Annotated in this window: 20 protein-coding genes and 4 pseudogenes; 10 read left to right on the forward strand and 14 right to left on the reverse strand. The window is 57.0% G+C overall.

The features are described from left to right. Nucleotides 1-427 precede the first annotated feature (427 nt). Nucleotides 428-598: a hypothetical protein gene (locus tag ACZYZ4_RS18495; RefSeq protein ID WP_463863201.1), complete on the reverse strand. Its 171-nt coding sequence runs from the start codon at nt 596-598 to the stop codon at nt 428-430. A gap of 674 nt (nt 599-1,272) precedes the next feature. Here ACZYZ4_RS18495 and ACZYZ4_RS18500 point away from each other — a divergent pair. After that, nucleotides 1,273-2,601 (forward strand): hypothetical protein, encoded by a 1,329-nt coding sequence (locus tag ACZYZ4_RS18500; protein ID WP_463863203.1) that lies wholly within the window; start codon nt 1,273-1,275, stop codon nt 2,599-2,601. 156 nt (nt 2,602-2,757) lie between these two features. Here ACZYZ4_RS18500 and ACZYZ4_RS18505 read toward each other — a convergent pair. After that, a pseudogene (locus ACZYZ4_RS18505) lies at nt 2,758-3,309 on the reverse strand (IS256 family transposase); the annotation flags it as partial. A gap of 46 nt (nt 3,310-3,355) precedes the next feature. Here ACZYZ4_RS18505 and ACZYZ4_RS18510 point away from each other — a divergent pair. The 5 genes and pseudogenes from ACZYZ4_RS18510 (at nt 3,356) to ACZYZ4_RS18530 (ending at nt 5,892) form a co-directional block, all read left to right on the forward strand. After that, entirely contained in the window at nt 3,356-3,646 is a 291-nt protein-coding gene (locus ACZYZ4_RS18510) for a transposase (RefSeq protein ID WP_463863205.1), read from the forward strand. A gap of 35 nt (nt 3,647-3,681) precedes the next feature. After that, nucleotides 3,682-4,383, forward strand: a pseudogene (locus ACZYZ4_RS18515) (IS3 family transposase); the annotation flags it as partial. A 200-nt stretch (nt 4,384-4,583) separates the two neighbouring features. Next, the gene (locus tag ACZYZ4_RS18520) at nt 4,584-5,252 is read left to right on the forward strand and encodes an IS110 family transposase (RefSeq protein ID WP_463863207.1); all 669 of its coding nucleotides are present in this window, start codon (nt 4,584-4,586) and stop codon (nt 5,250-5,252) included. Further along, nucleotides 5,249-5,659 carry a transposase gene (locus ACZYZ4_RS18525; RefSeq protein ID WP_463863209.1) on the forward strand — a complete coding sequence of 137 codons (411 nt, stop codon included), beginning with the start codon at nt 5,249-5,251 and terminating at the stop codon, nt 5,657-5,659. The genes ACZYZ4_RS18520 and ACZYZ4_RS18525 overlap by 4 nt, the downstream gene beginning before the upstream one ends. A gap of 17 nt (nt 5,660-5,676) precedes the next feature. Next, complete coding sequence (locus ACZYZ4_RS18530; RefSeq protein ID WP_463863211.1) at nt 5,677-5,892, forward strand: IS3 family transposase; 216 nt, start codon at nt 5,677-5,679, stop codon at nt 5,890-5,892. A gap of 45 nt (nt 5,893-5,937) precedes the next feature. On the opposite strand, the pseudogene ACZYZ4_RS18535 reads toward ACZYZ4_RS18530, so the two are convergent. Further along, a pseudogene (locus ACZYZ4_RS18535) lies at nt 5,938-6,681 on the reverse strand (IS256 family transposase); the annotation flags it as partial. Nucleotides 6,682-6,779: 98 nt separating this feature from the next. On the opposite strand from ACZYZ4_RS18535, the pseudogene ACZYZ4_RS18540 reads away from it, so the two are divergent. Further along, nucleotides 6,780-6,983: pseudogene (locus ACZYZ4_RS18540) on the forward strand (transposase); the annotation flags it as partial. Between the two features lie 357 nt (nt 6,984-7,340). Continuing rightward, nucleotides 7,341-7,937 carry an acetyltransferase gene (locus ACZYZ4_RS18545; protein ID WP_463863239.1) on the forward strand — a complete coding sequence of 199 codons (597 nt, stop codon included), beginning with the start codon at nt 7,341-7,343 and terminating at the stop codon, nt 7,935-7,937. Here the strand turns inward: ACZYZ4_RS18545 and ACZYZ4_RS18550 are convergent. The 4 genes from ACZYZ4_RS18550 to ACZYZ4_RS18565 all read right to left on the reverse strand — a co-directional run bounded on the left by ACZYZ4_RS18550 (nt 7,915) and on the right by ACZYZ4_RS18565 (nt 11,203). Next, nucleotides 7,915-9,192 carry a glycosyltransferase family 4 protein gene (locus ACZYZ4_RS18550; protein ID WP_463863213.1) on the reverse strand — a complete coding sequence of 426 codons (1,278 nt, stop codon included), beginning with the start codon at nt 9,190-9,192 and terminating at the stop codon, nt 7,915-7,917. The genes ACZYZ4_RS18545 and ACZYZ4_RS18550 overlap by 23 nt on opposite strands. Nucleotides 9,193-9,195: 3 nt before the next feature. Continuing rightward, nucleotides 9,196-9,882 (reverse strand): sugar transferase, encoded by a 687-nt coding sequence (locus ACZYZ4_RS18555; RefSeq protein ID WP_463863215.1) that lies wholly within the window; start codon nt 9,880-9,882, stop codon nt 9,196-9,198. Between the two features lie 198 nt (nt 9,883-10,080). Continuing rightward, nucleotides 10,081-10,260 carry a hypothetical protein gene (locus ACZYZ4_RS18560; RefSeq protein WP_463863217.1) on the reverse strand — a complete coding sequence of 60 codons (180 nt, stop codon included), beginning with the start codon at nt 10,258-10,260 and terminating at the stop codon, nt 10,081-10,083. 46 nt (nt 10,261-10,306) lie between these two features. Continuing rightward, complete coding sequence (locus ACZYZ4_RS18565) at nt 10,307-11,203, reverse strand: LysR family transcriptional regulator (RefSeq protein WP_463863219.1); 897 nt, start codon at nt 11,201-11,203, stop codon at nt 10,307-10,309. 113 nt (nt 11,204-11,316) lie between these two features. On the opposite strand from ACZYZ4_RS18565, the gene ACZYZ4_RS18570 reads away from it, so the two are divergent. Together ACZYZ4_RS18570 and ACZYZ4_RS18575 are read left to right on the forward strand one after the other, a co-directional pair. Next, nucleotides 11,317-12,138 carry an alpha/beta fold hydrolase gene (locus ACZYZ4_RS18570; RefSeq protein ID WP_463863221.1) on the forward strand — a complete coding sequence of 274 codons (822 nt, stop codon included), beginning with the start codon at nt 11,317-11,319 and terminating at the stop codon, nt 12,136-12,138. Nucleotides 12,139-12,231: 93 nt separating this feature from the next. Next, nucleotides 12,232-13,338, forward strand: coding sequence for an ISAs1 family transposase (locus ACZYZ4_RS18575; RefSeq protein WP_463863223.1), 1,107 nt, complete (start codon nt 12,232-12,234; stop codon nt 13,336-13,338). Nucleotides 13,339-13,356: 18 nt separating this feature from the next. Here ACZYZ4_RS18575 and ACZYZ4_RS18580 read toward each other — a convergent pair whose 3' ends face one another. Genes ACZYZ4_RS18580 through ACZYZ4_RS18610 form a run of 7 tightly spaced genes read right to left on the reverse strand, consistent with a single transcriptional unit; the run spans nt 13,357 to nt 22,158 of the window. Further along, nucleotides 13,357-14,595: a glycosyltransferase family 4 protein gene (locus ACZYZ4_RS18580; RefSeq protein ID WP_463863225.1), complete on the reverse strand. Its 1,239-nt coding sequence runs from the start codon at nt 14,593-14,595 to the stop codon at nt 13,357-13,359. A gap of 6 nt (nt 14,596-14,601) precedes the next feature. Then, nucleotides 14,602-15,858 (reverse strand): lipopolysaccharide biosynthesis protein, encoded by a 1,257-nt coding sequence (locus ACZYZ4_RS18585; RefSeq protein ID WP_463863227.1) that lies wholly within the window; start codon nt 15,856-15,858, stop codon nt 14,602-14,604. 41 nt (nt 15,859-15,899) lie between these two features. Further along, nucleotides 15,900-17,045, reverse strand: a complete 1,146-nt coding sequence (gene wecB, locus ACZYZ4_RS18590; RefSeq protein ID WP_463863229.1) for a non-hydrolyzing UDP-N-acetylglucosamine 2-epimerase — start codon at nt 17,043-17,045, stop codon at nt 15,900-15,902. Between the two features lie 5 nt (nt 17,046-17,050). After that, entirely contained in the window at nt 17,051-18,148 is a 1,098-nt protein-coding gene (locus ACZYZ4_RS18595; protein ID WP_463863231.1) for a polysaccharide biosynthesis C-terminal domain-containing protein, read from the reverse strand. Nucleotides 18,149-18,152: 4 nt separating this feature from the next. Then, the gene (locus ACZYZ4_RS18600) at nt 18,153-19,199 is read right to left on the reverse strand and encodes an SDR family NAD(P)-dependent oxidoreductase (RefSeq protein ID WP_463863233.1); all 1,047 of its coding nucleotides are present in this window, start codon (nt 19,197-19,199) and stop codon (nt 18,153-18,155) included. Nucleotides 19,200-19,228: 29 nt separating this feature from the next. Beyond that, on the reverse strand, nt 19,229-20,362 hold the full coding sequence (locus tag ACZYZ4_RS18605; RefSeq protein ID WP_463863235.1) for a DegT/DnrJ/EryC1/StrS family aminotransferase: 1,134 nt from the start codon (nt 20,360-20,362) through the stop codon (nt 19,229-19,231). Then, on the reverse strand, nt 20,359-22,158 hold the full coding sequence (locus ACZYZ4_RS18610) for a polysaccharide biosynthesis protein (RefSeq protein ID WP_463863237.1): 1,800 nt from the start codon (nt 22,156-22,158) through the stop codon (nt 20,359-20,361). Before ACZYZ4_RS18610 ends, ACZYZ4_RS18605 begins: the two co-directional genes overlap by 4 nt. Nucleotides 22,159-22,400: the final 242 nt, after the last annotated feature.

Consider the following 22,400-nt stretch of genomic DNA (forward strand, 5'->3'; position numbering starts at 1 on the left):
CAGAATCGCCCGTGGCTTCCGCAACTTCCCCAACTACAGACTCAGATGCCTACTCGCCGCCGGCGGCCACCGCCCGCATCGAACTAGACAGACCAACCAAGCCTAAATGCGAAGGACCCGTATTCCTTCATGATCAGAAGCGTGATCACAAAGCCGCTGAGCGTGAAGAAAACGTCCACGCCAATGGATACGCCAGAGGCAAAGCGTTCACGGTATGGAAGAGAAATATGTCGGCCACCGCAATGCTGTGCAGCCCATCCAGTGCGTGTTTCCTTCCGGAGATCAGCCCGTTTTCGGCCGGAACGGACGTTCCATTATGGTCGGGGGACCCCCCGTTTCCCCGTAAATTGACCAATCCAGCATATACAATCAAGCGTATAAAGGGTCCGTTGGGTCCGCTGTGTGCCAGCTGGATAGTCCAACCCTACTAGACGATATGAAGGTGGCCTCCGTCGGTGAGAGGCGGGGCAACCTCATCGTCAGCCGTGATGAGGATGTTGCCCTCGACGATCGACTCGGACAGCCTGTCGTGCTCGACGGCGCTTGCCAGCGGCTTCTCCTTGATGAAGAACATCACGACGGCGGCGATCAACGCCAAGCGCACCTTCCGGATGAAGATGGGGTCAGGGTGTCGTTGTAGGAGGGGATGATCAGGTCCTTGCTCTGCGTCTCCAGTTTGCTGACCTGGGGAGAGGTAAGGGGGTTCGTCCGCAGGGCACAACGCCGCCGGTTGCGGCGGCGGACAAGCGCTCGGTCACACAGGGAGGACGAAAGAGTTGTGGACATGGAGGGACTACACACACCTTCAGGTTTGCAGCGGTGCAGCCAACAATTTGTCCCGAATTTAGGGTTATAGGCCACGCGACGCCTGCCGGCGCCGGCTCCCCCGATATTGTCTTCCGTCCAATCGCGAGCGTCGCCATACTTAAGGTATCCGCGATTGCCAGCTTCTTGATGATGTCTAAGACTTTCACCTACTCACCGGTGGCTTGGACTGTAGCGCGAGGCCGTGTCCAACGGTTCCGACGATCAGGCCGGGTCACCCTACAATGTGGTCGTCGCTGACAGGGCGCATGTTGCAGCGAGCGGTCTTTGACCAGCTCCAGCCGATGCCGGGAGTACAGGGCGCGGAAACGTTCGTGGTGCTATGGGACGACGGCATGCGGCAACCCTTCGATCGGGCGCTCGCACTGCAGTCCCAAGTACCAGCCCCTATGACGAACCGCACTATCATTAGGGGAACAGCAAAATCAAGGCAGTAGAAGGCACGAGTTGAGTAAGCTACAGGGCGCCAGCAAATCAAAAGTGAATCAAACAGTCTTAGAAAGACCTAACAGCCTGCGGCTCTGGTTGCCTGCAATAATATGTGGTTTATGGTGGTCCATTACGTTTCTACTGTATGCAATAGCTTGGCCAATTGCATACAACCGCACGAATTTCTGGGGCGTTGTGAGCCTGATGACAGCCACCTTCGTTTGCGCGTTTATTGGATTCCAAGCTGGATCCAGGCCTATGCACAAGGCCATTCAGTTCGAGACGAAGAAAACAATCTCACTCACCCCACTTCTGGGACTGGCCGGCATTCTGCTGCTCTTGGCGCCAATGGCCACGGCATACTCGGGGTTCAACTTAAACGAGTTTAGCCAAGCACTGGATGACCAGGGTTCAGCATATACCAATGCCAGCGCAAAAATCGCTGAGGGCACACAATCTCGAACAGGGATTGTAGCCGCACAAACACTCCTTTCTCCACTCACGATGACCGCACTTCCGTATTTTGCCTTCGAATTCTTTGAAAACCGAAGATTCAAGATCCATTTCCTATTGTGTGCACTAAGTCCCTTAGTTTGGAGTGTCTTGGTAGGTAGAGACCAACAGATGGGCATGGCAATCTTACTTGTGACGGGGGCATGGTTACTGAGCAAGGCCCGCAAGGGATCCGGTTTATCCAGAAGGCAAATTTTGATAATCATTCCGATTGCATTTATTGCCATGGTCGGCTTCGGCGATCGCAGGCTGTCCAGAAACCCTGTCTCACCAATCTGTGCGCCCGGCGCCGACCTTTGTACCGTGCCACACTCCTACCCTTCCATCTGGGATGCAACATGGGTCATGATCAGTTCCTACGCAACGCAAGGATACGAGGGGCTAGGACGAGCACTCGGTGCGACTTGGAATTTTGGCGGTGGATTTAGTCACTCTCCAGCTCTAGCCAACATGCTGGACCCGATTTTTGGAACCGCGTCGATACTTCGAGTACCCGCTCAGTTGGACACTTTAGGTTGGTCGGCAACGGGATACTGGAGCACAGCGCTGACCGCTCTTGCCAGCGACTTCCCTTGGCCAACAGTCCCCGTTGTCATCGGACTTATGGCTTTACTGCTCGGCGCTTCCTGGAGGGCGTCACTCCGTTTTGGTGATTGGCTCTCCATCAGCATCTTTGGGTACACCTTGGTCGCTATGTTTTTCGTCCCACAAAACCTTCAGTTGGGCCAAAGCGGCCCAACTTACGTCGGATATATCGTCCTGATCCTACTTTTTATTGCAAGGGGCACGAAAATACAACACGGCGCCCCTTTCGTCGAAGACATTCGCTCATGATGGTTGGGCCCTCGACAGCGCTTGTATCTCCTAAGTAAACACTGTTGAGGTGGTCGTCGTTTACGGGCCCTTCGCATTTAGGCATGGTTGGTTTGTCTAATTCGATACGGGGCGGTGGCGGGACTATCTCATAAACGGTGTATCCGGCGTTTTCATTTAGTAGCTTTCAGTTGCCGGGAATCGGTCGCTGAAAGTGATGGCGAATGCGTTCAAAGCGGGCTTCCAACGCACGGCCCATCGGGTCTTGCCGGCACCGGTCGGATCGAGGGATCGGGTGACCAGATACAGGCACTTTAGCGCAGCCTGTTCGGTGGGGAAATGACCCAGGGCCTTGACGGCGCGCCGGTACCTGGCATTGAGGGATTCGATCGCGTTGGTCGAGCAGATCACACGCCGGATTTCCACGTCGTAGTCCAGGAACGGGATGAACTCCTCCCATGCATTCTCCCAGAGCCGCACGATCGCCCCGTATTTTTTGCCCCAGCGCTCCGTGAGCTCCTCGAACGCCACCCGCGCGGCCGCAGCATTCGGCGCCGTGTAGATGGGCTTCACATCGCGTTTGAGGACGTCCCAGTCCTTCTTGGAGGCCAAACGGAAGGTGTTCCGGATCAGGTGAATAATGCATGTCTGAACGGTCGTCAGAGGCCATACGTTGGTGACGACTTCGGGCAGTCCCTTGAGTCCGTCGCGGACCAGGAAGAACGTGTCTGAGGTGTACTACTGATGTGAGACACAGTTTGAAAGGATTGTGCTCATGTCAGCTCGACGTACCTATTCCGATGAATTTAAGGCCGATGCCGTGGAACTTGTGATTTCTTCCGGCCGGTCGCCTGCGTCCGTCGCCCCCGAAGTCGGCGTCTCCGTCACGGCGCTGAAGCGGTGGGTGCAGCTGCACCGTGATGCAGCAACCGGGGCGGGCGGCAGGCCCGATGACCCGGAGGATGCCGCGAAGTACAAGGCATTGGAAGCCCGGCTGCGTGAGGTCGAAAGGGAGAACGATTTCCTGAAAAAAGTTTCGGCGTTCTTCGCCAAAGAACAACGGTAGAAGATCTCTACAGCGTTGTTCAGGAGAGGAACGCCGACTTCCCCGTGGCATGGATGTGCCGGCAGTTCCAGCTTCCGCGCGCCACGTATTACCGGTGGCTGGACGCCGGGGAAACCCCGACCGCAGCCCGACACCGGGAACTGACGGATCAGGTGAAGACCGTCTTCGATTCCTCCGATGGGATCTTCGGCCACCGCATGGTGCACACCAAACTGGCCGCCGCCGGCATCGAGGTATCGGTGGGCACAGTGGCGGGGATCATGGCCGAGAACGGGTGGGCCGCGAAGCGGATGAGGGCGTTCAAGCGCACCACGATCCCCTCGGATCCGGACAAGGTCTTCGCGGATCTCATCGGCCGGGACTTCACTGCAGAAGCACCTGGAACGCGTCTGGTGGGCGACATTACCTACCTGCGCACCGATGAGGGCTGGCTGTATCTGGCCACCGTCATCGACCTGTGCACGCGCATGGTTGTCGGCTGGGCGATGGCTGACCGTATGCGCGCCTCTCTGGCCACTGCTGCGCTGAGGATGGCCAGGGACTGCGGCCACCTGCGGCCTGACGCGATTTTCCACAGTGACCGCGGAACCCAGTACACGTCACGCGAAATGGGTGCCTGGTGCCGGGGAAACCGGGTCCGCCAGTCCATGGGAGAAACCGGCGTGTGCTGGGACTGTCAGACTGTTTTTGTCGAATCATCAGCCGTAGATTCGGAAGTCCTGGTCGTCACGGCTTGACCCTTGTTGGGATAGACCCTCGGGTGTCTTTGCGTTGATCTGTCAGCCCGGCGACCGGGCAGCAACAAACACTGCCGCCGGGCAGGGCGTGACCTGATAGGAGCCTGGAGCCAGCATTCGACAGCGTCCCCATGACAGTCCTGTCCACCCGCCGGCGACAGCGTGATATCCACGTTATCCGGCAGGAGGCAACACGCACCATGGCACCACACACCCTCGTACCCGCCCGCTCAGGACACATAGTCATTGGCGTCGACACGCACAAACACGTGCACGTCGCCGCCGTCATGGATCCGATCGGCGGCATCCTCGACACCCTGACAGTGACCACCGATTCAGCCGGCTTCGGCCAGCTGCTCGGCTGGGCTGTTTCGTTCGGCAAAATCATCGCGTTCGGCGTCGAAGGAACCGGCTCCTACGGCGCCGGACTGACCTCGTTCATCCGCAGGCAAGGACACAAGGTGGTCGAAGTGAACCGCCCCGACCGGCGCATGCGCAGGCTCGCCGGGAAATCCGACACCCTCGACGCGGAGAACGCCGCCCGCGCAGTACTCGCCGGATTCGCGACCGCTGTCCCGAACACCGCTGACGGGACCGTGGAAATGATCCGCGAACCCAAGATCGCCCACGACACCGCCGTGAAGGACCGCTCCGCGGCCATGGTCACACTCAAAGCTATGCTCATCCATGCCCCGGAACAGATGCGAAAGGACACGGCAGAGAAAACACAGATCATGCTCGCCCGCTATCTGGGCGCCCTGCGTCCCCGGGCCCTGGACACCCCGAGGACTCCATCCGTCACGCCCTGCGCTCGATCGCCCGGCGTTGGCAGAACCTGGATGCCGAGGCCAAGGAACTGGCCAGCATGATCGAGAACCTAGTCACCCGAACCGCGCCCCAACTGCTGGACGCCTACGGAATCGGGCCCGACACTGCTGCCGAGATCCTGATCGTCGCAGGAGACAACCCCGAGCGCATCCACTCCGAGGCAGCCTTCGCCAAACTCGCCGGCATCAGCCCCATCCCCACCGGCTCCGGCATGACCTCTGGCCGCCACCGTCTTAACCGCGGCGGACACCGGCAACTCAACGCAGCCATCTACCGCACAGCGATCGTGAGGATGAAATTCCACGAACCCACCATTACCTACGTCGCCCGCAGAACCGCCGAAGGGAAATCCAAGCGCGACATCATCCGCTGCCTGAAGCGCTACATCATCCGCGAGGTCTACCACCTACTCAAGCCCACCCTGGCGACCGGCGTAATCGCGGGTTGACAACAATAGGAGCATCAATGCCGTGGCCGAATCGGGCGTTCTCGTCCCTAAAGAACGAGTTTTACCATCACCATAGCTTCGCCACCCGGCAAGACGCCAGACGGGCCACCATGCGCTACATCGAAGTGTTCTACAACCGCTGGAGGCCCCACACCCACAACGAGGGTCTGCCGCCGGCCACCGCCATGGCCGCCTTCAAGACCAGCGGCAGCCGGCTTCCGGCCGCCGCCTAACCTCAAGAAAACCAGCCCGCTGTCTCACATCCTTGACACACCTCAGTTCTTGACGCCGCGGTTCCTGATGTCGGTGAGCACGCTCATCCAGAACTTCGCGCCTTCACCGCCGGTGCCGGCCCATAGGCCAAGGATGTCCTTCTCCCCGTCCAGGGTCACGCCGATGGCCGCGTAGACGGGCCGGTTGGCGACCTGCCCGTCCCGGATCTTGACCACGATAGCGTCGATGAAGATCGCGGCATAAACCTCGTCCAGCGGCCGGTTCTGCCAGGCTCCCATCTCTTCCAGGACTCTGTCCGTGATCCGCGAGACCGTCTCCTTCGACACCGAAGCGCCGTAGACCTCGGCGAAGTGCGCGCTGATCTCCCCGGTCGTCAGGCCCTTGGCGTAGAGGGAGAGGACCATCTCATCCACGCCGGTCAGCCGCCGCTGGCGCTTGGCGACGATCTTTGGCTCGAACGTGCCGTCCCGGTCCCGCGGAACGTCAATCTCTACCGGGCCAGTCGTCTCCGTCAGCACGGCCTTGGTCCGGGTGCAGTTGCGTGAGTTGGCGGTGTCCTTAGCGGCCGTGTCGTGTCTTTCATACCCGAGATGCTCGGTCATTTCCTCATCGAGAGCGGTCTCAATGACGGTCTTGGTCAGCTGCTTGAGCAGCCCGTCAGGACCGGTCAGGGCCATGCCCTGTTCCTTAGCCATCTTCACCAGCTCGCGAGCAGCCTCGACCTCGGATTTTTCTGTCAGTTTTTCAACGGTTTTCGTCCTCGGCACAGCCTCAAGTGTTGCGGCCATATCGGGCTCCTCCCCGCCAGGCTCACCGCCCGGCGTGTCCAGCCAGATACACCGTTAATTCCACAGTCCCGACCATGTCCAGAGTCCTGAGTCCTGGCCCCGAGACGAACAAGCTCTACCGGACCGTGTGCAGATGGTGGAACGAGATTGAAGTCCTCATCGTCACGGGCGCTACCACTGGCAAGGTCGAGGCAAACAACACCGGCATCAAACACATCAAACGCACCGCCCGCGGCTATCGCAACCCCGGCAATTACAAATCGGTTATTCTCAGGAGAAGTGCCGTCCGGACGGCGGCATGACACTCGTCCGGGAATTCGTTCCCATGAACCGTGAAGAGCCGGTTATCGGCCAGCCGGCCGTTTCGTTCTTTCGAATGCCGCGCGGATGGTGCTTTCATCCAGAATGGCGTAGCGGGCCGTCATCTGCGGGGAGGCGTGGCCAAGCACGTTCTGCACCACGTGCTCAGTACTCCTGAGTCCCCAGTGGAACAAACCAACGAACCATGCCTAGATGCGAAGGGTCATCAGACCCGGTAGGGTTCAAAGCGAATGCCTTGCGAGGTCAGAGATCGGGGCAACAGACAGCGAACGCACCGATCGGCCGGTCTCGTTTTCCTGTAGCTACAGTATTGAAAGAGGAACGGATTGGTGTACATTGTGGGCGCCGGGGGCTTCGGGCGGGAGACACTTGACGCAATCTTAGCAACGCAGACGACATCGGCTGAGGGTTTCCATTCGTCGATAAGGTTCTTAGACGACGCTCGAGCGGGTGAAGTCGTCCGAGAGCTCAAGGTGTTTCGGCCAACCGACGCTTTGGAATCGGAAAGTTATGTCGTTGCAATTGCAGATCCGACAATTCGGCGGCGAATGGTTACTGACCTTGACGCCCAAGGTCTTAGGGCGTTGACCGTCATTCATCCCAGAGCTTTGATAAGCCCCGAAACGACTTGGGCTGAGGGTTGTGTGATTCTGGCCAACTGCTTTATTTCGTCGAGCGTGACTATTGGTTTCCATGTGCAGGTGAACTATGGCGCCACAGTAGGGCACGATTGCGTTCTTGAGGATTTCGTTACGGTATTGCCCGGCGCCAATATTGCTGGGGCGGTAACGCTGCAGGAAGGTTCAACTGTAGGCTCGGGCGCAGTAGTTCTTCCCGGAATAACAATAGGAGCAGGTTCTTTTGTCGGTGCAGGTGCCGTCGTGACTCGCACTGTCCCCCCTCTTACTGTCGTCAAGGGCGTCCCAGCTCGTTAGCTTTGGCTTTGACTTGGGCGGCCTCTGCCACAACCTTACAAATACGTTCTAGGCCCACCTCAACAGCCAAGTCGGTCCGGTAGAACTCTCTCGCACGCTGCGACATTGCCAGGTGCTCCGCCCAATCCATGTTCGCTGCCTTTCGAAGGGCATTCGCCAAATCCCCGATATTCTCTGGCTGAGCCACGAAGCCAAGTTTGTTATTCACACACATGGCAGCGAGGTCGCCTTGTACCGTCGTTATGATCGGCACGCCGTTCGCCAATGAAGCCTGGAACTTCGACGGGATAGTCATACGGAAGACCGGAAGGTCCCTTAGCGTAACGAATTGGAAATCCGATACGTCATAGATTGCCTGCATCTGGTCCGGGGTGACGCGACCGCACAGTTGAACGTTCTTGACGCCTAGGTCCCTGATAAGACCGGCTAAGCTTTCTTCTGCCACTCCCGAGCCATATACAGAAATGCGAAGATCCACTTCAAATTCGACTTCGGCGGCAGCCCGCACGATTGTTTCGACGTCTTGCATCTGCCCTATATTACCTGCGTATACACAGTGAAGAGTTGTCGAGTTTCGTATCCTAGATGGCAAAGAATAGCCTGTTCTTGGCCTATGTTCGTTAGCGTCCCAGTTGTAAATGATGGAAATTTTATTCGCATCGACATCCCTTTGGACTAGCGCTCTCTTCATGCCCGGCGAAATTACAACAATATGTTTCGCCAGGGTGTAGACAGGGCGCAGAGCGAAGTTTGTTAGGGCATCAATAAGAGATTTCCTACGTCCATCGGGCACCATTCCTGAGCCAGTGATCGACTCGGGCCACAGATCTTGAACGTGGAGGACGTACGGAGTCTTCCAAAGAAGACGGCAGGCCAGGGCGCAGGCCGCCGCGGTCATAGGTGTGGCATACACATAGTTAACATCTGAGTGACGTAGAAAGGCTGCGCCGCGCAGGCTGCGTGCCCCGAAGCTCAGAAAGGATCTCAGTCTATGACCTGCATTTAGATCGTGACTAAGGAACGCGGGGATCCTCATTAGAAGTGCGCCTGCCATCGTCTCTTCAGTTGGGCAACTGTCATCATAGCCGTTGTAGATCCGACCCGTGGGATAATTCGGAAAGCCTGTGAGTACCCGAACAGAATGACCCCGGTCTGCGAGACCTTGGGCAATGGATCTCGGGATAGGGACAGGCTCCGGGGAGAACCACTGGGAAATTATGCCAACCTTGAGGCGAGGGATCGAAGTGAGTCTCAACTCCTAATCCTCCTGCTGCGGAAGGTTCCCGGTGAATTTTGGCATCGGGACACCATTTCCTGCGGAGATACCTTTGCGTGTTATTACGACAATTACTGTTTCTATTAATATTTTGAGGTCCAACAGGGCGCTACGCTTCTGGACGTAATCGATATCCAAGTCAAATTTCGCAGCCCACGATAGAGAATTTCTGCCGCGCACTTGAGCGAGACCCGTTATACCAGGTCGAACGATGTGACGCTGAAATTGCTCAGGTGTGTAGAGGTCGAGGTATTCGACAAGCAACGGCCGGGGACCGATTAAGCTCATGTCGCCCCGCAGGACATTCACAAGAGTGGGCAGTTCATCCATACTTGTAGATCTAAGGAACTTGCCCAACGACGTGAGTCGTTGGGCATCGGTGACGAGGCCCAACGACTCATCTACCTGCAGCATCGTCCGGAATTTTCTGAGCAGGAATGGATGGCCCTCGCGGCCGAGTCGGACTTGTTCGAATATTACCGGCTTCCCAAGTTTGGTCCAGATTAGGACCGTCAAAGTGAGATATACTGGCGATGCAACAACAAGGCCGACCAGTGCCAACGTCACGTCGCTTACGCGCTTCATCAATTCATATTGCTTAGATTTCTGCGATCCAGACAGAATGTGTTCGTTCACGATCAATTTACTGCCCCCTTCGCTGGCAATCATGTTGTAGATTATCGTTGGCTATGGAAACTTTTGGCATCATATAGGCGTCGGGTCGGTAGTTTTGAATCGCCGGTGGATTCCGCCACCAACAGCGCAATCTGCTCATTTGTGCCGTTTTTCGCCTGTCCAGCGGAATTAGGCCCACTCCACCATGCTTCACTGGGAATAACCATTCATCTCCTCCCCTGCTTTGCAGGGCTAATGCAAAGTCCTGGGTAGCGGCCTGATTCTTGCGAGGTTGACCGGCAAGGGTGCCGCTTCCATCCTGATGCGTTTCAGCTGGTCCGGAGCCAGGCCGCCAAAACGAAGATGCGCCTGGTACTCTTCCTCGGCGGCGGCGTCCTCGGCGAGGGATGCAAGCAGCAGAAACGGCTTCACCCGTTAAGTGTGCACCGGCCCCACCTGGGGCGCCAGAACGCCGCAGTTACGCTTGCTTCGCCACGTACCGCCGGGCCTGGGCAACCAGCTGAGTGACCAAGGGCGAGGAGTCGTTGCGGAGCCAGACCAGCACCGTGGGCACGGGATAGGACACCCCGGCAAACGGGCGCCACACGACGCCGGGCGGATCGCCGGGCACCACCTGGTGCGGCACTTTGAAGGACACGCCAAGACCGGCAGACACCAGGCTCATGGTGGTTGCGATGCTTGGCGACCAGCGGTGCGGGCCGGGGAGCATCCCGCCGTCCATCATCAGGCCGAGTACCCGCTCGCGAACGTCGGGGTCGCCGTCGCGCTGTAACCAGATCAGCGCCTGCCCGTTCAGATCCTCGGGGCCCACGGCCGCCAGGCCGGCCAGCCGGCTGCCGGACGGAACGGCAACACCCATTGGCTCCGATTCCAGGGTCAGCACGCCCAGCCGTTCATCGCGGGGTGGCACTGCATGGATGAAAATCGCATCAAAGTCCCCGGCGAGAAGCTTCAGGACGCCCTCCCTCGCCGCCGCGGGTTTGACGTCTACCTCCGGCGCGACCTCACCCGAACCGAGTCCGCTGAGCAGTTCCGCCAGCAGCGGGTACGCCATGCCCACTGCCACCCCCAGTTTGAGTGTGCCGCGTGTGGGACTGCGGAGTTCGTCCATGGCCGTCACCGCGGCGTCGTGGGCCTGGATAATACGTTCTGCTTCGTCCTTCAGGCGGCGGCCGGCATCTGTGAGCGCAACGTGGTTGTGTGTCCGGTCCAGGAGCCGGAGTCCGAGTGCTCTTTCCAAGGACTTGAGCTCCTGGCTCAGCGCCGGCTGGGCGATGTGGAGCCGGGCGGCGGCTTTGCCGAAGTGCAGTTCCTCAGCCAGCACAAGGAATCGCCGGAGTTGGCGGATCTCCATGCCCCATCATAAAAATTTGTGATCGTCCGAGTCCATAGCGGTCTTGGACGCCGGAGCGCGCCCGGGCGTCCAATGGAAGTGAAGGACAAACCGCATTCGGAAAGGTGAAGACGATGAGCACAGTTGAAGGAGTTGCCTTGGTGGAAGCCAACGGCACCACGATCCACGTTGACGTGGCAGGCCACGGGGCGCCAGTGCTGCTGGTCCCCGGCGCCGGAGGTGACGCCCGGCAGTACGTTGAGCTGGCACGGCTCTTGACCGAAAACCATACGGTCATCGCCTATGACCGCAGGAACAACGCGCGCAGCCCACTGCAGCAGGACTGGGCGGAGACCTCCGTTGAGCAGCACGCCGGCGACATCGTTGCCCTGTTGGAGACGCTCGGGACGGAACGCTGCGTCGTGTATGGAAACAGCACCGGAGCGCTGATAGCGCTGGCCGCCGTCCTGAAGGCTCCCAGCCTGTTTTCCGGTGCGGTGCTGCATGAGCCGGCGCTCCTGAGCGTTCTGGCCAATCCCGACGACGCCATGGCATCGGTGCAGCCGATTATCGCGGCAGGCATGGAGACAGACGGCCTTGCCGGCGGAGCCGAAGCCTTCGTCCGGTTCGCAGCAGGGGACGCCGCTGCGCTCCTGTCGCCGGACTTCATCGAAGCACTCCGGGCCAACGCCAGGGTCCTGCTTGAAGCAGAGTTCGGCGCCTTTGCTTCCTGGATGCCCGGACCGGAGGCCATGGCAGGCTCGAGTGTGCCGCTGGCCGTACTCAGTGCGGAGCAGACAGCGCCGTTCTTCGTGGAGGCAGCAGAGTGGATCGCTTCCCGTGCCGGCGTCAGCCGCCGGACGGTACCCGGCGGGCACATGGGCTTCCTTGACCACCGCGTGGAACTGGCCGCAGCAATCGACGGGATGTTTTCGGCAGTCCCTCAGTACGACTAAGAGCCACCATGTCGCCGGATGGGTGCTTTTAAAGGAGCGGAACTCCTGTTAAACAGATGATTGTCTAGACCGCCGCTTGCCAGGAGTTCCTTCATGCTATATTCCCCCATCAATGCCCTTGCCCGCCAGCTGGAGGACGTCCCGGACCCGCGGAAGCCCCGGGGAGTCAGATACGGGTTGGCGGGGATCCTGGTGTTGGCCATCTGCGCGGTCCTCGCCGGCGCAAAGTCCTTTGCCGAGATCGCCGAATGGGCTGCCGACACGGGACGCAAACCACTATCCGCAACTGGCATCAAGGTCCCGCACGTGACCACGATCCAGCGTGTCCTCGCCAGGGTCGATGGGGATGCTTTCGATACCGCTCTCGGTGCCTGGGTGGGTGCGCAAGTGAAGCCGGCCGTCATTGCCCTGGACGGAAAGGAAGTCCGTGGAGCCAAGAACGGCGGCGGTTCCCGGGTGCACCTGATGGCCGCCGTGGACCACACCACAGGCACCGTCTTGGGCCAGGTCGATGTCGGAGTAAAGACGAATGAAATCACCATGTTCACCGCCCTGCTGGACACCTTCGAGGATCTGGCCGGGGTGGTGGTGACGGCGGACGCGATGCACACCCAACGTGCCAATGCCACCTACCTCCACGGCCGTGGCGCCCACTACGTCCTGACGGTCAAGGGCAACCAAAGAACCCTGCAGCGGCAGTTGAAAACTCTGCCATGGAAGGACGTGCCGGCAGGACACCGGCAACGGTATCGTGGCCATGGCCGCACCGGTTCCCGGGCCATCAAGACCGTCACCATCGATGCCGGCATCCTATTCCCGCACGCCGCCCAAGCCGCCCAGATCACCCGGCGGTCCCGCCGACTGAACGGCAGGAGGTGGAGTGTTGAAACGGTCTATGTCATCACCTCCCTGCCAGTCGAGAAGGCCAGCCCTGCCGATCTAAACACCTTGGTCCGTGGGCACTGGACCATCGAGAACAGGTTGCACTGGACCCGGGACGTCACGTACTCCGAGGATATTTCGCAGGTCCGCACGGGCAACGCACCGCGGCTCATGGCATCCCTACGCAACCTGGCCATCAGCCTCTACCGGATAGCCAAAACAATCAACATCGCCAAAGCCACCAGACATACCGCCAGAAACGCCACCCGGGCCCTCAATCTCGCAAGAATCAGGCCGCTACCCAGGACTTTGCATTAGCCCTGCCTGCTTTGCGCTTCATCTTTTCACAATGCTCAGAATCGATTGTGCAGCACGCTCCGCAGACAATCTAGTATCAAATAGTCGCTTGGCTGACCCAGCCATGGCCTGTAGCGTCCCGGCTCGATGGCTGGCTTCCAGTTCGATTAAGGAATCTGCTAGAGCTTGTTTGTCGTTGGCGCCAATTACGAGGCCTGCACCAAATTCCACCAGCAGATCACCGCCATCACTGGCTTCATCGAGACATGCAACCACGGGAATAGAAGAACTACAGTACTCCACTATCTTGGACGGAAAAGCAGGTACGGAAACGCCTGTAACGGTAGCGGCGATTCCCACATGCACAGTCTTGAGTAATTCTCTATACACGGGCCGCGGAACGGAGCCCAAGAAGGTAACGTTCTTGAGCTTCAGTGAATCTGCGAGTTCCTCATATCCCGCCCTGAGCGGACCGTCGCCAGCGACGATGACGTCTATGTCAGCATGCTGTCTCTCAAGAATGGCAGCTGCTTGAAGAATATTTTCGATCCCACGACCTCGTACCAACTGGCCTCCGAAGATAGCCGTGAATCTTTCAATCTTAGGCGCACTGTTCTCTGCTGCTGTATCTGACTTAGCCCAGGGGGGCAAGACCATTGTGCGTCCACGAAATTTCGGAAAGTAGCTCCAAAAAAATGCCTCATTGGCGGGTGACATGACAGTGACTGTATCCGCCTTCGCAATGCTGAAGAACTCGACATGACGCAGTGAGCGTACGAAGGCATTTCCGGGAAGCCGGCCGATCTCGATTTGATGTATAGGGAAAAAATCCCACTCGATGAAAACCAAATGTTTGATAATGCCCGCGCCCCGCAAGCGCCGTGCAACGCCTGCGGAGACAGCTGCCACGGACGTAAACAGACCGATGTCGTAGGTCTCTCGCGTTAAAATGCCGTAGGCACTGGTGTGCATCCGTGCCCCAGCCAAAAGTCGACCTAAGATTCTTCCCACCCCGTGGCGGAGTGCTTTCTCAGGTCCAACACTAATTGTTCGAACTTTGCCGTCGTTTCGAAAGTCGACTCCGCGAGGGCGTACGCGCCGATTGTCGGAAACCACAACGTCCACTTCGGCGCCCTGCGCCACGAACTCATCCACGATGTCGTCAAGCAACCATCGATCGTTGTCCGATGTCGAGAACTCGCTGGCAAAGACCAACACACGCATCGGCTTGGCTTCAGTCGAACCGCCTTCTCGACTCGTTTCGTTCTCCGTGTCCATGAAGTTTTACCTTTCCCTCGATTCACCTTGGAGAAGTAAATGTCCAAAGAAAGAACCAATCGTTGAATTTACGCCGATTTGGAGTCGAATGATGAGAGAGGAAATTGCAGCGTAGCCCACTGATCCTAGAGCACTAACCATCGCAATTCCTGCGACACCAATAATGGGCGCCCCGACAACCGTCAAGATAGCCACGAATAGCAAGAGCAATGAGCTTAGCACCAGCGCAGGACGCTCCAGGCCAGACGTTAACATCACTGTGTTCACCTGCCCAAACGCCAAAGTTACATATGCACCGATGCAGAGAACTAGTGCAGGAATGGCTGCTTCCTCGTAACCTCCGCCGAAAAGTTTCAACACCATCTGGGGCATGGAAGCGACCAGTGTCAGCATCGGAACCGCAACCAAGGCGGCCCACAAGGCCGCCCGACCAGCTTCAGCGCTCAACGCCTTTACGTGGCCGGAGTGGGACAGTTGAGCAAATCTGGGCGCTAAATACGAAGTTTGAATGCCAGGGAAGATATTGATAAAACTAGCGATCCTAGCAGCGGCCGTGTACTGGGCGACCTGAGCGCCCGTGCCCACCATGCCTAAGCACAGTTGAGGAACCCAAACCAAAGCGAAGAAGAGTAATGAAGTGCCCATCAGAGAAATGAGGCTGAACAAATGGATGCGCACAAAAGCGATACAACCACGCCAGTTCAATCTATCCCTAACGCCGTTCAGCGCTCGAATCTGGCTGAGCGCCCATACCGCGGTTGCCGCGCCGGCTGCGAGAAATGACAGCAGCACGGTCAATACCGTGGGTCTCACAAATAGAGATATCAGCCCGACAAAAACAACGGTTAGCCAGGGCGCGCTCCCAAGTTCCGCAAGAATCCCGGCTACAAGACGCCCGGACGCCCGGAGAACCGCCCCTGCAAAGACATTAATTGCGTAACAGACCGTCATCAACCCCACGCACACTGCCTCGAGCGCATCACTCCGGGAGCCGGACACTTGCAGTAGTCCCGAGGCCAGCAATCCATAGATTGCTGACCCTGAGATACCGGAAGCAATCCAGCAAATGGCACGCAGCCAGCGCGCCTCGCTTTCGTAGCCCGGCTGCTTCGAAGCGATTTTCCGGAGTACCAAGTTGTCCGTGCCAAAGCGTCCCGCGGTGGCAGCCAGATTCATCAATGTAAAGAGAAGGAACACGATGCCAGCATCACCCAAGCTGAGCGAACGCGATATCACCACTACTTGGATGAATGTTCCAGCCATGGCAAATCCGCGGGCCGCAATGGCGCTGAGACGAGAAGGCATTAGACCCGGGCGTCTGTCCGCCGAAGTCCTGCACGCTGGCCGTGGCTATGCGCAGCGGAACGAATAAAGGAAACTACCCGGCGGGACACATCATCAATCTGGTAGTCGACTGGGGGCGCGACGTAGCCGTCCTCAGATATCTGTGCCAGCGTCATCGCAATGGCATCCAGGATGCTTTCCTTGTCAAGTCCAGAAGTTATGATCCCCCCGGTGTCCAGTGCCTCTGGACGCTCGATGAAGTCGCGCAACGTTACGGCGGCAAACTCCAGCAGAGAAGATTCCTCGCTGATGGTCCCGCTGTCTGAAAGGACGATCAATGCTTCCTTCTGCAGTTTCACGTAGTCGTTGAAACCGAAGGGCGGGTGGAGAACCACCCCGGCCTTCAGTTCCTGAGGCTGCCTTTCCAAACGCTTGCGAGTCCTTGGATGAGTTGACAGGAGAACAGGCACGTTGTACTTGCTCCCAACCGCATTGAGCGCCTCCAATACCGTACGCAAGCGCTCCGGGCTGTCCACATTCTCTTCGCGGTGGAGACTCACCAATACGTACTGCCCAGATTTGAGACCCTGTTGGTTTAAAACGTCACTAGCTTCAATCGCTAGAGCGTTGCCATTTAGAACTTCTTTCATTGGCGAACCTGTCAGCAGAATCCTTGCCGGGTGAATGCCTTCAGCCAGCAGGTTGCGCCGCGCATGTTCTGTGTAGACCAAGTTATAGTCAGCGACGTGGTCTACCAAACGGCGGTTAACTTCCTCGGGGACGTTTTCGTCAAAGCACCGGTTACCCGCCTCCATGTGAAACACGGGAATTTTCAAGCGACGTGCAATCACAGCCGAGATACAACTGTTGGTGTCTCCCAGCACCACCATGGCGTCCGGTTTTTCTTCCAAAAGTACAGCCTCCACCTTCATCAGGATGGAACCTAAGACTGCGCCCAGGGTAGATACGTCTGCTGCCAAGAAATGGTCCGGCCTTCGAAGACCAAGGTCTTCAAAAAAAATCTCATTCAACTCATAGTCATAATTCTGACCTGTATGGATTAGCACGTGTTCCGTAAATTTGTCGAGTCGCTTGATAGTGGCCGCAAGGCGAATAATTTCCGGTCGCGTTCCGACGACTGTCGCAACTTTAAGTTTGGGCTTCATGGCTACTATACTTTCTCTGCGAACGTATCGGGATTGGCGGGATCGAATATGTCGTTTGTCCAGAACATCGTGTACAGCTCCGATTCACCAGTGTTGGTGATCTTGTGCGTCCAGAGGGTCGGCATGTCAATCGCAACTGGGACCGAACCTTCAACATTAAATCGGAGTATGTCATCACTGAACAAGCGACGCATTGCTATCTCCGCCTTACCGGAGAGCACAACAAACCTTTCAATCTTTCTGCGGTGAAAATGCTGGCCACGAGTGACACCTGGCACAGTCGTCGAAAACGATGTCTGACCGTCACCGCCTCGCGAGCGGCACACTTCAAAGAAACTTCCACGAGAATCGGCGCGCCTGTCCAAAAGAAAAGGTAGTTCGTGCGCTTGCTCTAGACGAAACGATCGGTAGGTGTTGAACAAGTCCAAGTCAAAAGGCGACGCCACCGCTGGGATATCTCCGTTACGGTAAGTTTCGGCGATTGTTTGAAGTTGATTCAATATGACCGACACCTTCCTCGGCGTGGTTAGGGAATCCATGTCTCGCAGCGCAACCGTTCCAAGGAGCACGTCTGCAGCTTTTTGAGCATGCAAGAGGGAAAGCTCCTTGTCATCCACTACCGTGGGAACCTCACCTGTATGGAGAAGATGACAGAACGTCGCGACAACAGAGTTATAAAAGGGTCTGCCGTGCTCACCAAATAAATTTGGTAATAGGACATCAGTAAATCGGGCCCCAGCTTTCTCCGCCGCGGTCCGCAAGACTTCGGCGGCTTCAGCCTTAGCCTGTCCATAAACCGAATCATTGCCAGCCTGGACAGTGTTCGCGTAAACGACCTCCAGCGGCGGCGTCGGAACGTTGCGTAAGACATCCGCCAACTGCGCTGCGAACCCAATGTTTCCGTCGCGAACTTCAGCATCCGATCCGCGATTTACACCTGCAAGATGAATGAGTCGTTCACTTGAATCGATTGCGGTGATGGCCTGCTGCTGCTCGAACTTAGTTCCGAGACCGACTGAATGGCTCACGCCACCCAGACCGTGGACCGCAGAGCGAGTATGCAAACCGAGGAATCCTCCGGCCCCTGTTAACGCAATTTTCATCGATTCAAGCAATCCTGGCGGTCTTTCCTGCCAATACAAGTTCGCGGCGAACTTCCGGAAGGGTGAGCAGCAGATCCTCTATCTGAGCCACGTTCAATCGCTCCACTGTGTGCGAATCGTAGTCCGAGTACCGCGCCTGATTGACGTCACCGGATTCAAAGAACACGCTGTAGTTTAGGTCTCTATTGTCTGCGGGTACCTTGAAGTAAGCCCCCATGTCTTGTGCTCGAGTGAGCTCCTCCCGCGTGGCCAAAGCTTCTGAGAGCTTCTCCGCGTGGCGGGTGCCAATGACTTGCACCTCCGACTTAGATTCGAAGAGGTTCGAAATGGCCCGAGCAAGGTCCGCAATTGTGGACGAAGGCGCCTTTTTAACAAACAAATCGCCTTGGTTAGCGTTTTCAAATGCAAATTCAACGAGACTGACGGAATCAGCCAAAGACATTAGGAACCGAGTCATTTCTGGATTGGTGACGGTCAAAGCCGTGCCGGCCTTGAGCTGTTCTATGAACAATGGAATCACCGAACCCCGGGAATACATCACGTTACCGTAGCGTACGCAAGAGACAATTGTGTCCGCAACGGGATTGTTCAAACCATGCGACTGGGCAACCTTTTCCATCATCGCTTTGCTCATGCCCATGGCGTTGACAGGGTAAACGGCCTTATCTGTGCTTAGGCAAACTAACGACGAAATACCATTTTTCTCTGCAGCGCGAACTACATTCTCACTACCTACAATATTTGTGCGGACAGCTTCCATGGGGAAGAATTCACAAGAGGGTACTTGCTTCAATGCGGCAGCATGAAATATGTAGTCGGCGTTCTTGGTTGCGCGATCAACACTGTCAAAGTCGCGCACGTCCCCCACGTAAAATTTCAGACGTGGATCGGGCACCTCATGACGCATAGCGTCCTGCTTAGCTTCGTCTCGACTTAATATACGGATCTGCTCCACACCGGTTTCCAACAGCTTCTTGGCAATCGTGTGGCCAAAAGACCCAGTTCCACCGGTAATTACGATTCGTTTGCCAGCATAGCGCGACTCATTCACTATAGGCCTTCCATTCTATTTGTTAAGAATCAGCTTCGCGAAGAGAGAAATGATTGTAAGTGATCGGTCACCCGGGAGAATTCTCCAGGGGTCAAAGCAGAACCTGACGGAAGGGTGAGTCCAGTCCTGAAGAATCGCTCAGACGTACCGTCAACAAGACGATCCGCATCAGCAAATACAGGCTGAAGGTGCATTGGTTTCCACAAGGGGCGGGCCTCTACGTCTTGGACAAGCATATGAGCTGCCAACTCCTGCGCGGTAAACCCGGCACGCTCCGAATCGACCACAACGGAGGTCAGCCAGCAGTTATCTTGGTGGTCATCCGTTGCCCCAAACAGTTGAACGCCCGGGACGTCTGCGAAGAACGTGCGATACGCACTCCGATGGCCGCGACGTTTCGCGATCATCTCGTCCAAACGTCGGAGCTGTGCCCTCCCCAAAGCAGCCAAGAGGTTGCTCATTCGGTAGTTGTAACCAATATCAGTATGCTCGTAGTGAGCTACCGGCTGCCGTGCCTGCGTCGCGAGATACCGGGCGCGGGCAGCGATAGCATGTTCGCGAGTCAACAGCATGCCGCCGCCGGAAGTCGTCATGATTTTGTTGCCATTGAAAGACACAATCGACGTAACCCCAAAAGAGCCCGCTGCCCTGCCCTCACGGCTCGCACCCAAGGACTCGGCGGCATCAGAAACCACCAAGAGTCCAAACCGTTCGGCAATGCGATCTATCTCCGAGAAGTCGCACACCTTGCCCAATAGATCTACAGGGACAATGGCCTTTGCCGGCCGTCCCTCAGACAGAAGCCTTTCTGCAGCTTCTTCCAGGAGAACTGTACTGATATTTCCCGTTTCATCGCTATCGATGAAATATGGACGAGCCCCCGTGTAGCGGATGGCGTTAGCGGTCGCTGCAAACGTCATACTCGAGGTCAATACAACGTCACCATGACCCACCCCATGACTTAAAAGCGCTAAGTGGAGGGCGGCGGTCCCGGAGCCAAGTGCGACGCCATAAGGTACGCCGACCCGAGCGGACAACTCAGATTCAAAGGCGTCGACGTCGGGCCCAAGCGGAGCCACCCAGCCAGAGCGGAGGGCATGGAGAACGAATTCTTCTTCCAAGACACCCACGTCCGGAGACGACATGTAAATCTTTGAGGTCATAATGAACTTTGCCTTTGCGCTTGCAAAACTTCATCCGAAGCCACGTCTGTGCCTGAGCCCCAGTGGTTGAGGAGCAACTCATCCGGTGACAACGGCGGAACGTCCGTGTGCCTAATCTTTTGGTGGATTGGACGTTCGTCGTGCTCACCGAGACCCACGAGCTCTTCATGTAGTTTTTCACCGTGTCGAAGCCCGGTGAGGACGATATTGATCTCACGACCCGATCTTGCGATCATTCGTTCAGCCACGTCCATGATTCGAACGGGCTCCCCCATATCCAAAATAAGAACTTCCCCAGGACGCCCGATGGCGCCAGCTTGGACCACCAATTGACAGGCCTCGGGAATGGTCATGAAATAGCGTGTGACATCCGGATGCGTGAGAGTCAGCGGTCCACCAGCCTCAATCTGGGCCGTGAAGGTCGGCAACATGGAACCACGGCTCCCAATGACATTTCCAAACCGAACGGACAAGTAGGTTTCGTTTGTGTCTTTTGCAAACCAAGCCGTGAGCTTTTCACCAAGCCTCTTTGAATGGCCCAGAATGCTCGTCGGATTTGCTGCCTTATCTGTGGAGATGTTCACGAAAATTTCAACTCCTGCCGCCTTAGCGGCGTTAAGCACATTCAGAGTTCCGAGTACGTTGGTCTGCCACGCCTCGTTCGGGTATTGCTCCAACAGGGGTAGGTGTTTGAGTGCGGCGGCATGAAAGACGACTTCTGGCATGCGTTTCCGGAAAATTTCTTCTAGCGTCATAGCGTCGCGGATATCGGCAAGTACGACTTCATTTGTAGCCAGGAGTCCGTGGCCCGAAATCGAAATCTGGGACTCCTGAAGGCCTGTCTCATCTCGATCTAACATGATGACCTCAGTGGGAGAAAACCGAAGGAGTTGCCGGCAGAGTTCAGACCCTATTGATCCACCGGCACCTGTAACAAGGATGCGCTTATTTGTGACGAAACCTGCAATCGACTCGAGTTCAGTGTCAACTGGCTGACGGCCAATGAGGTCGTCAATGGACACGTCCCGCAGGTCACCAAGTTGGGCATGCCCTTCAAGGACATCGGCAAGCAGAGGGAGCACCAGCAACCGGAGTCCTGCAGCGTCTGCATCGTCGGAGACTATCCGCATCAGATCTGCATCGGCTCTTGCTATTGCGAATATTAAAACCTCAGCTCCCGTGTCCCGAGCCACTTGCGTAAGGTTTGCACGGTCCCCCAATACTGGAATACCTTCCAAGCGGAAATCATGAAGGCGAGGGTCATCATCAATGACGCCGACAGGACGAAACGGTGAGAACCTGTCCCTATTCATCTGCTGGACAACGTGCTGCCCGAGGTGCCCCGCCCCGTAAACAAGAGATGGAGCTGCGTCTTCCCCAGGACGGTCATCCCGATCCCTGATAGATCTGTGCAGCAGGCGCACCCCAGCCATAAGGACAAAAGCTACCAGTAACCCAATAAAGGGCACGCTTCGAGGAAAATCGTCCGAGGCCGGCACAAGGAGACGGCCGATAGTCAAAGTCGAACCAACAGTGGCTACAACTAACATGAGGCTATGGGCATCGTGTCGCGAGCCGTAAGGGTGCCGGTAGCGGTAAAGACCCAGAAGCCACCCCGAAATCGCCTGCAGGGCAGCGGCACATAAGATTGCCAAACCAACAACGGCGGGAGCTATCCGGGAAGGGTCGAAATCCAACCGTAGGAGCGAGGCGATCGGGAGAGCCACAGCCCAGGCGGCAGCGTCCAAAAGATACTCCCGCCACCGGAATATCATTGGTGACTTCAAGATAGACATTTTGCGGCGCTTTCAAAATCTTCCCCAAAATTAGAAAATCCACTTATTTCATTATAGCCTCGCAATTGAGGCTTAGGGCTCGTCAGTAAATAAGCCAGCGTTTCATCGTTTTGGTTCTATGGTGGTGCCATTGGTGCAGAGGTTGAGACGGCTTTGCGGGGAAAGTTCGATTCGTTGTTCCCGCATCTGGATGAGCGTCAGCGCCGCCTGGCCATGGGCGCTGAAGCCCGGGTGCTCGGGCA

The organism is Pseudarthrobacter adonitolis, from assembly GCF_055412845.1.

Excerpts from the sequence above, each read along its gene's own strand:
- ACZYZ4_RS18580 (WP_463863225.1), bottom strand. The coding sequence starts at position 14,595 with ATGGACACGGAGAACGAAACGAGTCGAGAAGGCGGTTCGACTGAAGCC.
- ACZYZ4_RS18595 (WP_463863231.1), bottom strand. The coding sequence starts at position 18,148 with ATGAAAATTGCGTTAACAGGGGCCGGAGGATTCCTCGGTTTGCATACT.
- ACZYZ4_RS18570 (WP_463863221.1), top strand. The coding sequence starts at position 11,317 with ATGAGCACAGTTGAAGGAGTTGCCTTGGTGGAAGCCAACGGCACCACG.
- ACZYZ4_RS18520 (WP_463863207.1), top strand. The coding sequence starts at position 4,584 with ATGGCACCACACACCCTCGTACCCGCCCGCTCAGGACACATAGTCATT.
- ACZYZ4_RS18510 (WP_463863205.1), top strand. The coding sequence starts at position 3,356 with ATGTCAGCTCGACGTACCTATTCCGATGAATTTAAGGCCGATGCCGTG.
- wecB (WP_463863229.1), bottom strand. The coding sequence starts at position 17,045 with ATGAAGCCCAAACTTAAAGTTGCGACAGTCGTCGGAACGCGACCGGAA.
- ACZYZ4_RS18555 (WP_463863215.1), bottom strand. The coding sequence starts at position 9,882 with ATGATTGCCAGCGAAGGGGGCAGTAAATTGATCGTGAACGAACACATT.
- ACZYZ4_RS18575 (WP_463863223.1), top strand. The coding sequence starts at position 12,232 with ATGCTATATTCCCCCATCAATGCCCTTGCCCGCCAGCTGGAGGACGTC.
- ACZYZ4_RS18530 (WP_463863211.1), top strand. The coding sequence starts at position 5,677 with ATGCCGTGGCCGAATCGGGCGTTCTCGTCCCTAAAGAACGAGTTTTAC.
- ACZYZ4_RS18565 (WP_463863219.1), bottom strand. The coding sequence starts at position 11,203 with ATGGAGATCCGCCAACTCCGGCGATTCCTTGTGCTGGCTGAGGAACTG.
- ACZYZ4_RS18605 (WP_463863235.1), bottom strand. The coding sequence starts at position 20,362 with ATGACCTCAAAGATTTACATGTCGTCTCCGGACGTGGGTGTCTTGGAA.
- ACZYZ4_RS18610 (WP_463863237.1), bottom strand. The coding sequence starts at position 22,158 with ATGTCTATCTTGAAGTCACCAATGATATTCCGGTGGCGGGAGTATCTT.
- ACZYZ4_RS18585 (WP_463863227.1), bottom strand. The coding sequence starts at position 15,858 with ATGGCTGGAACATTCATCCAAGTAGTGGTGATATCGCGTTCGCTCAGC.
- ACZYZ4_RS18525 (WP_463863209.1), top strand. The coding sequence starts at position 5,249 with ATGATCGAGAACCTAGTCACCCGAACCGCGCCCCAACTGCTGGACGCC.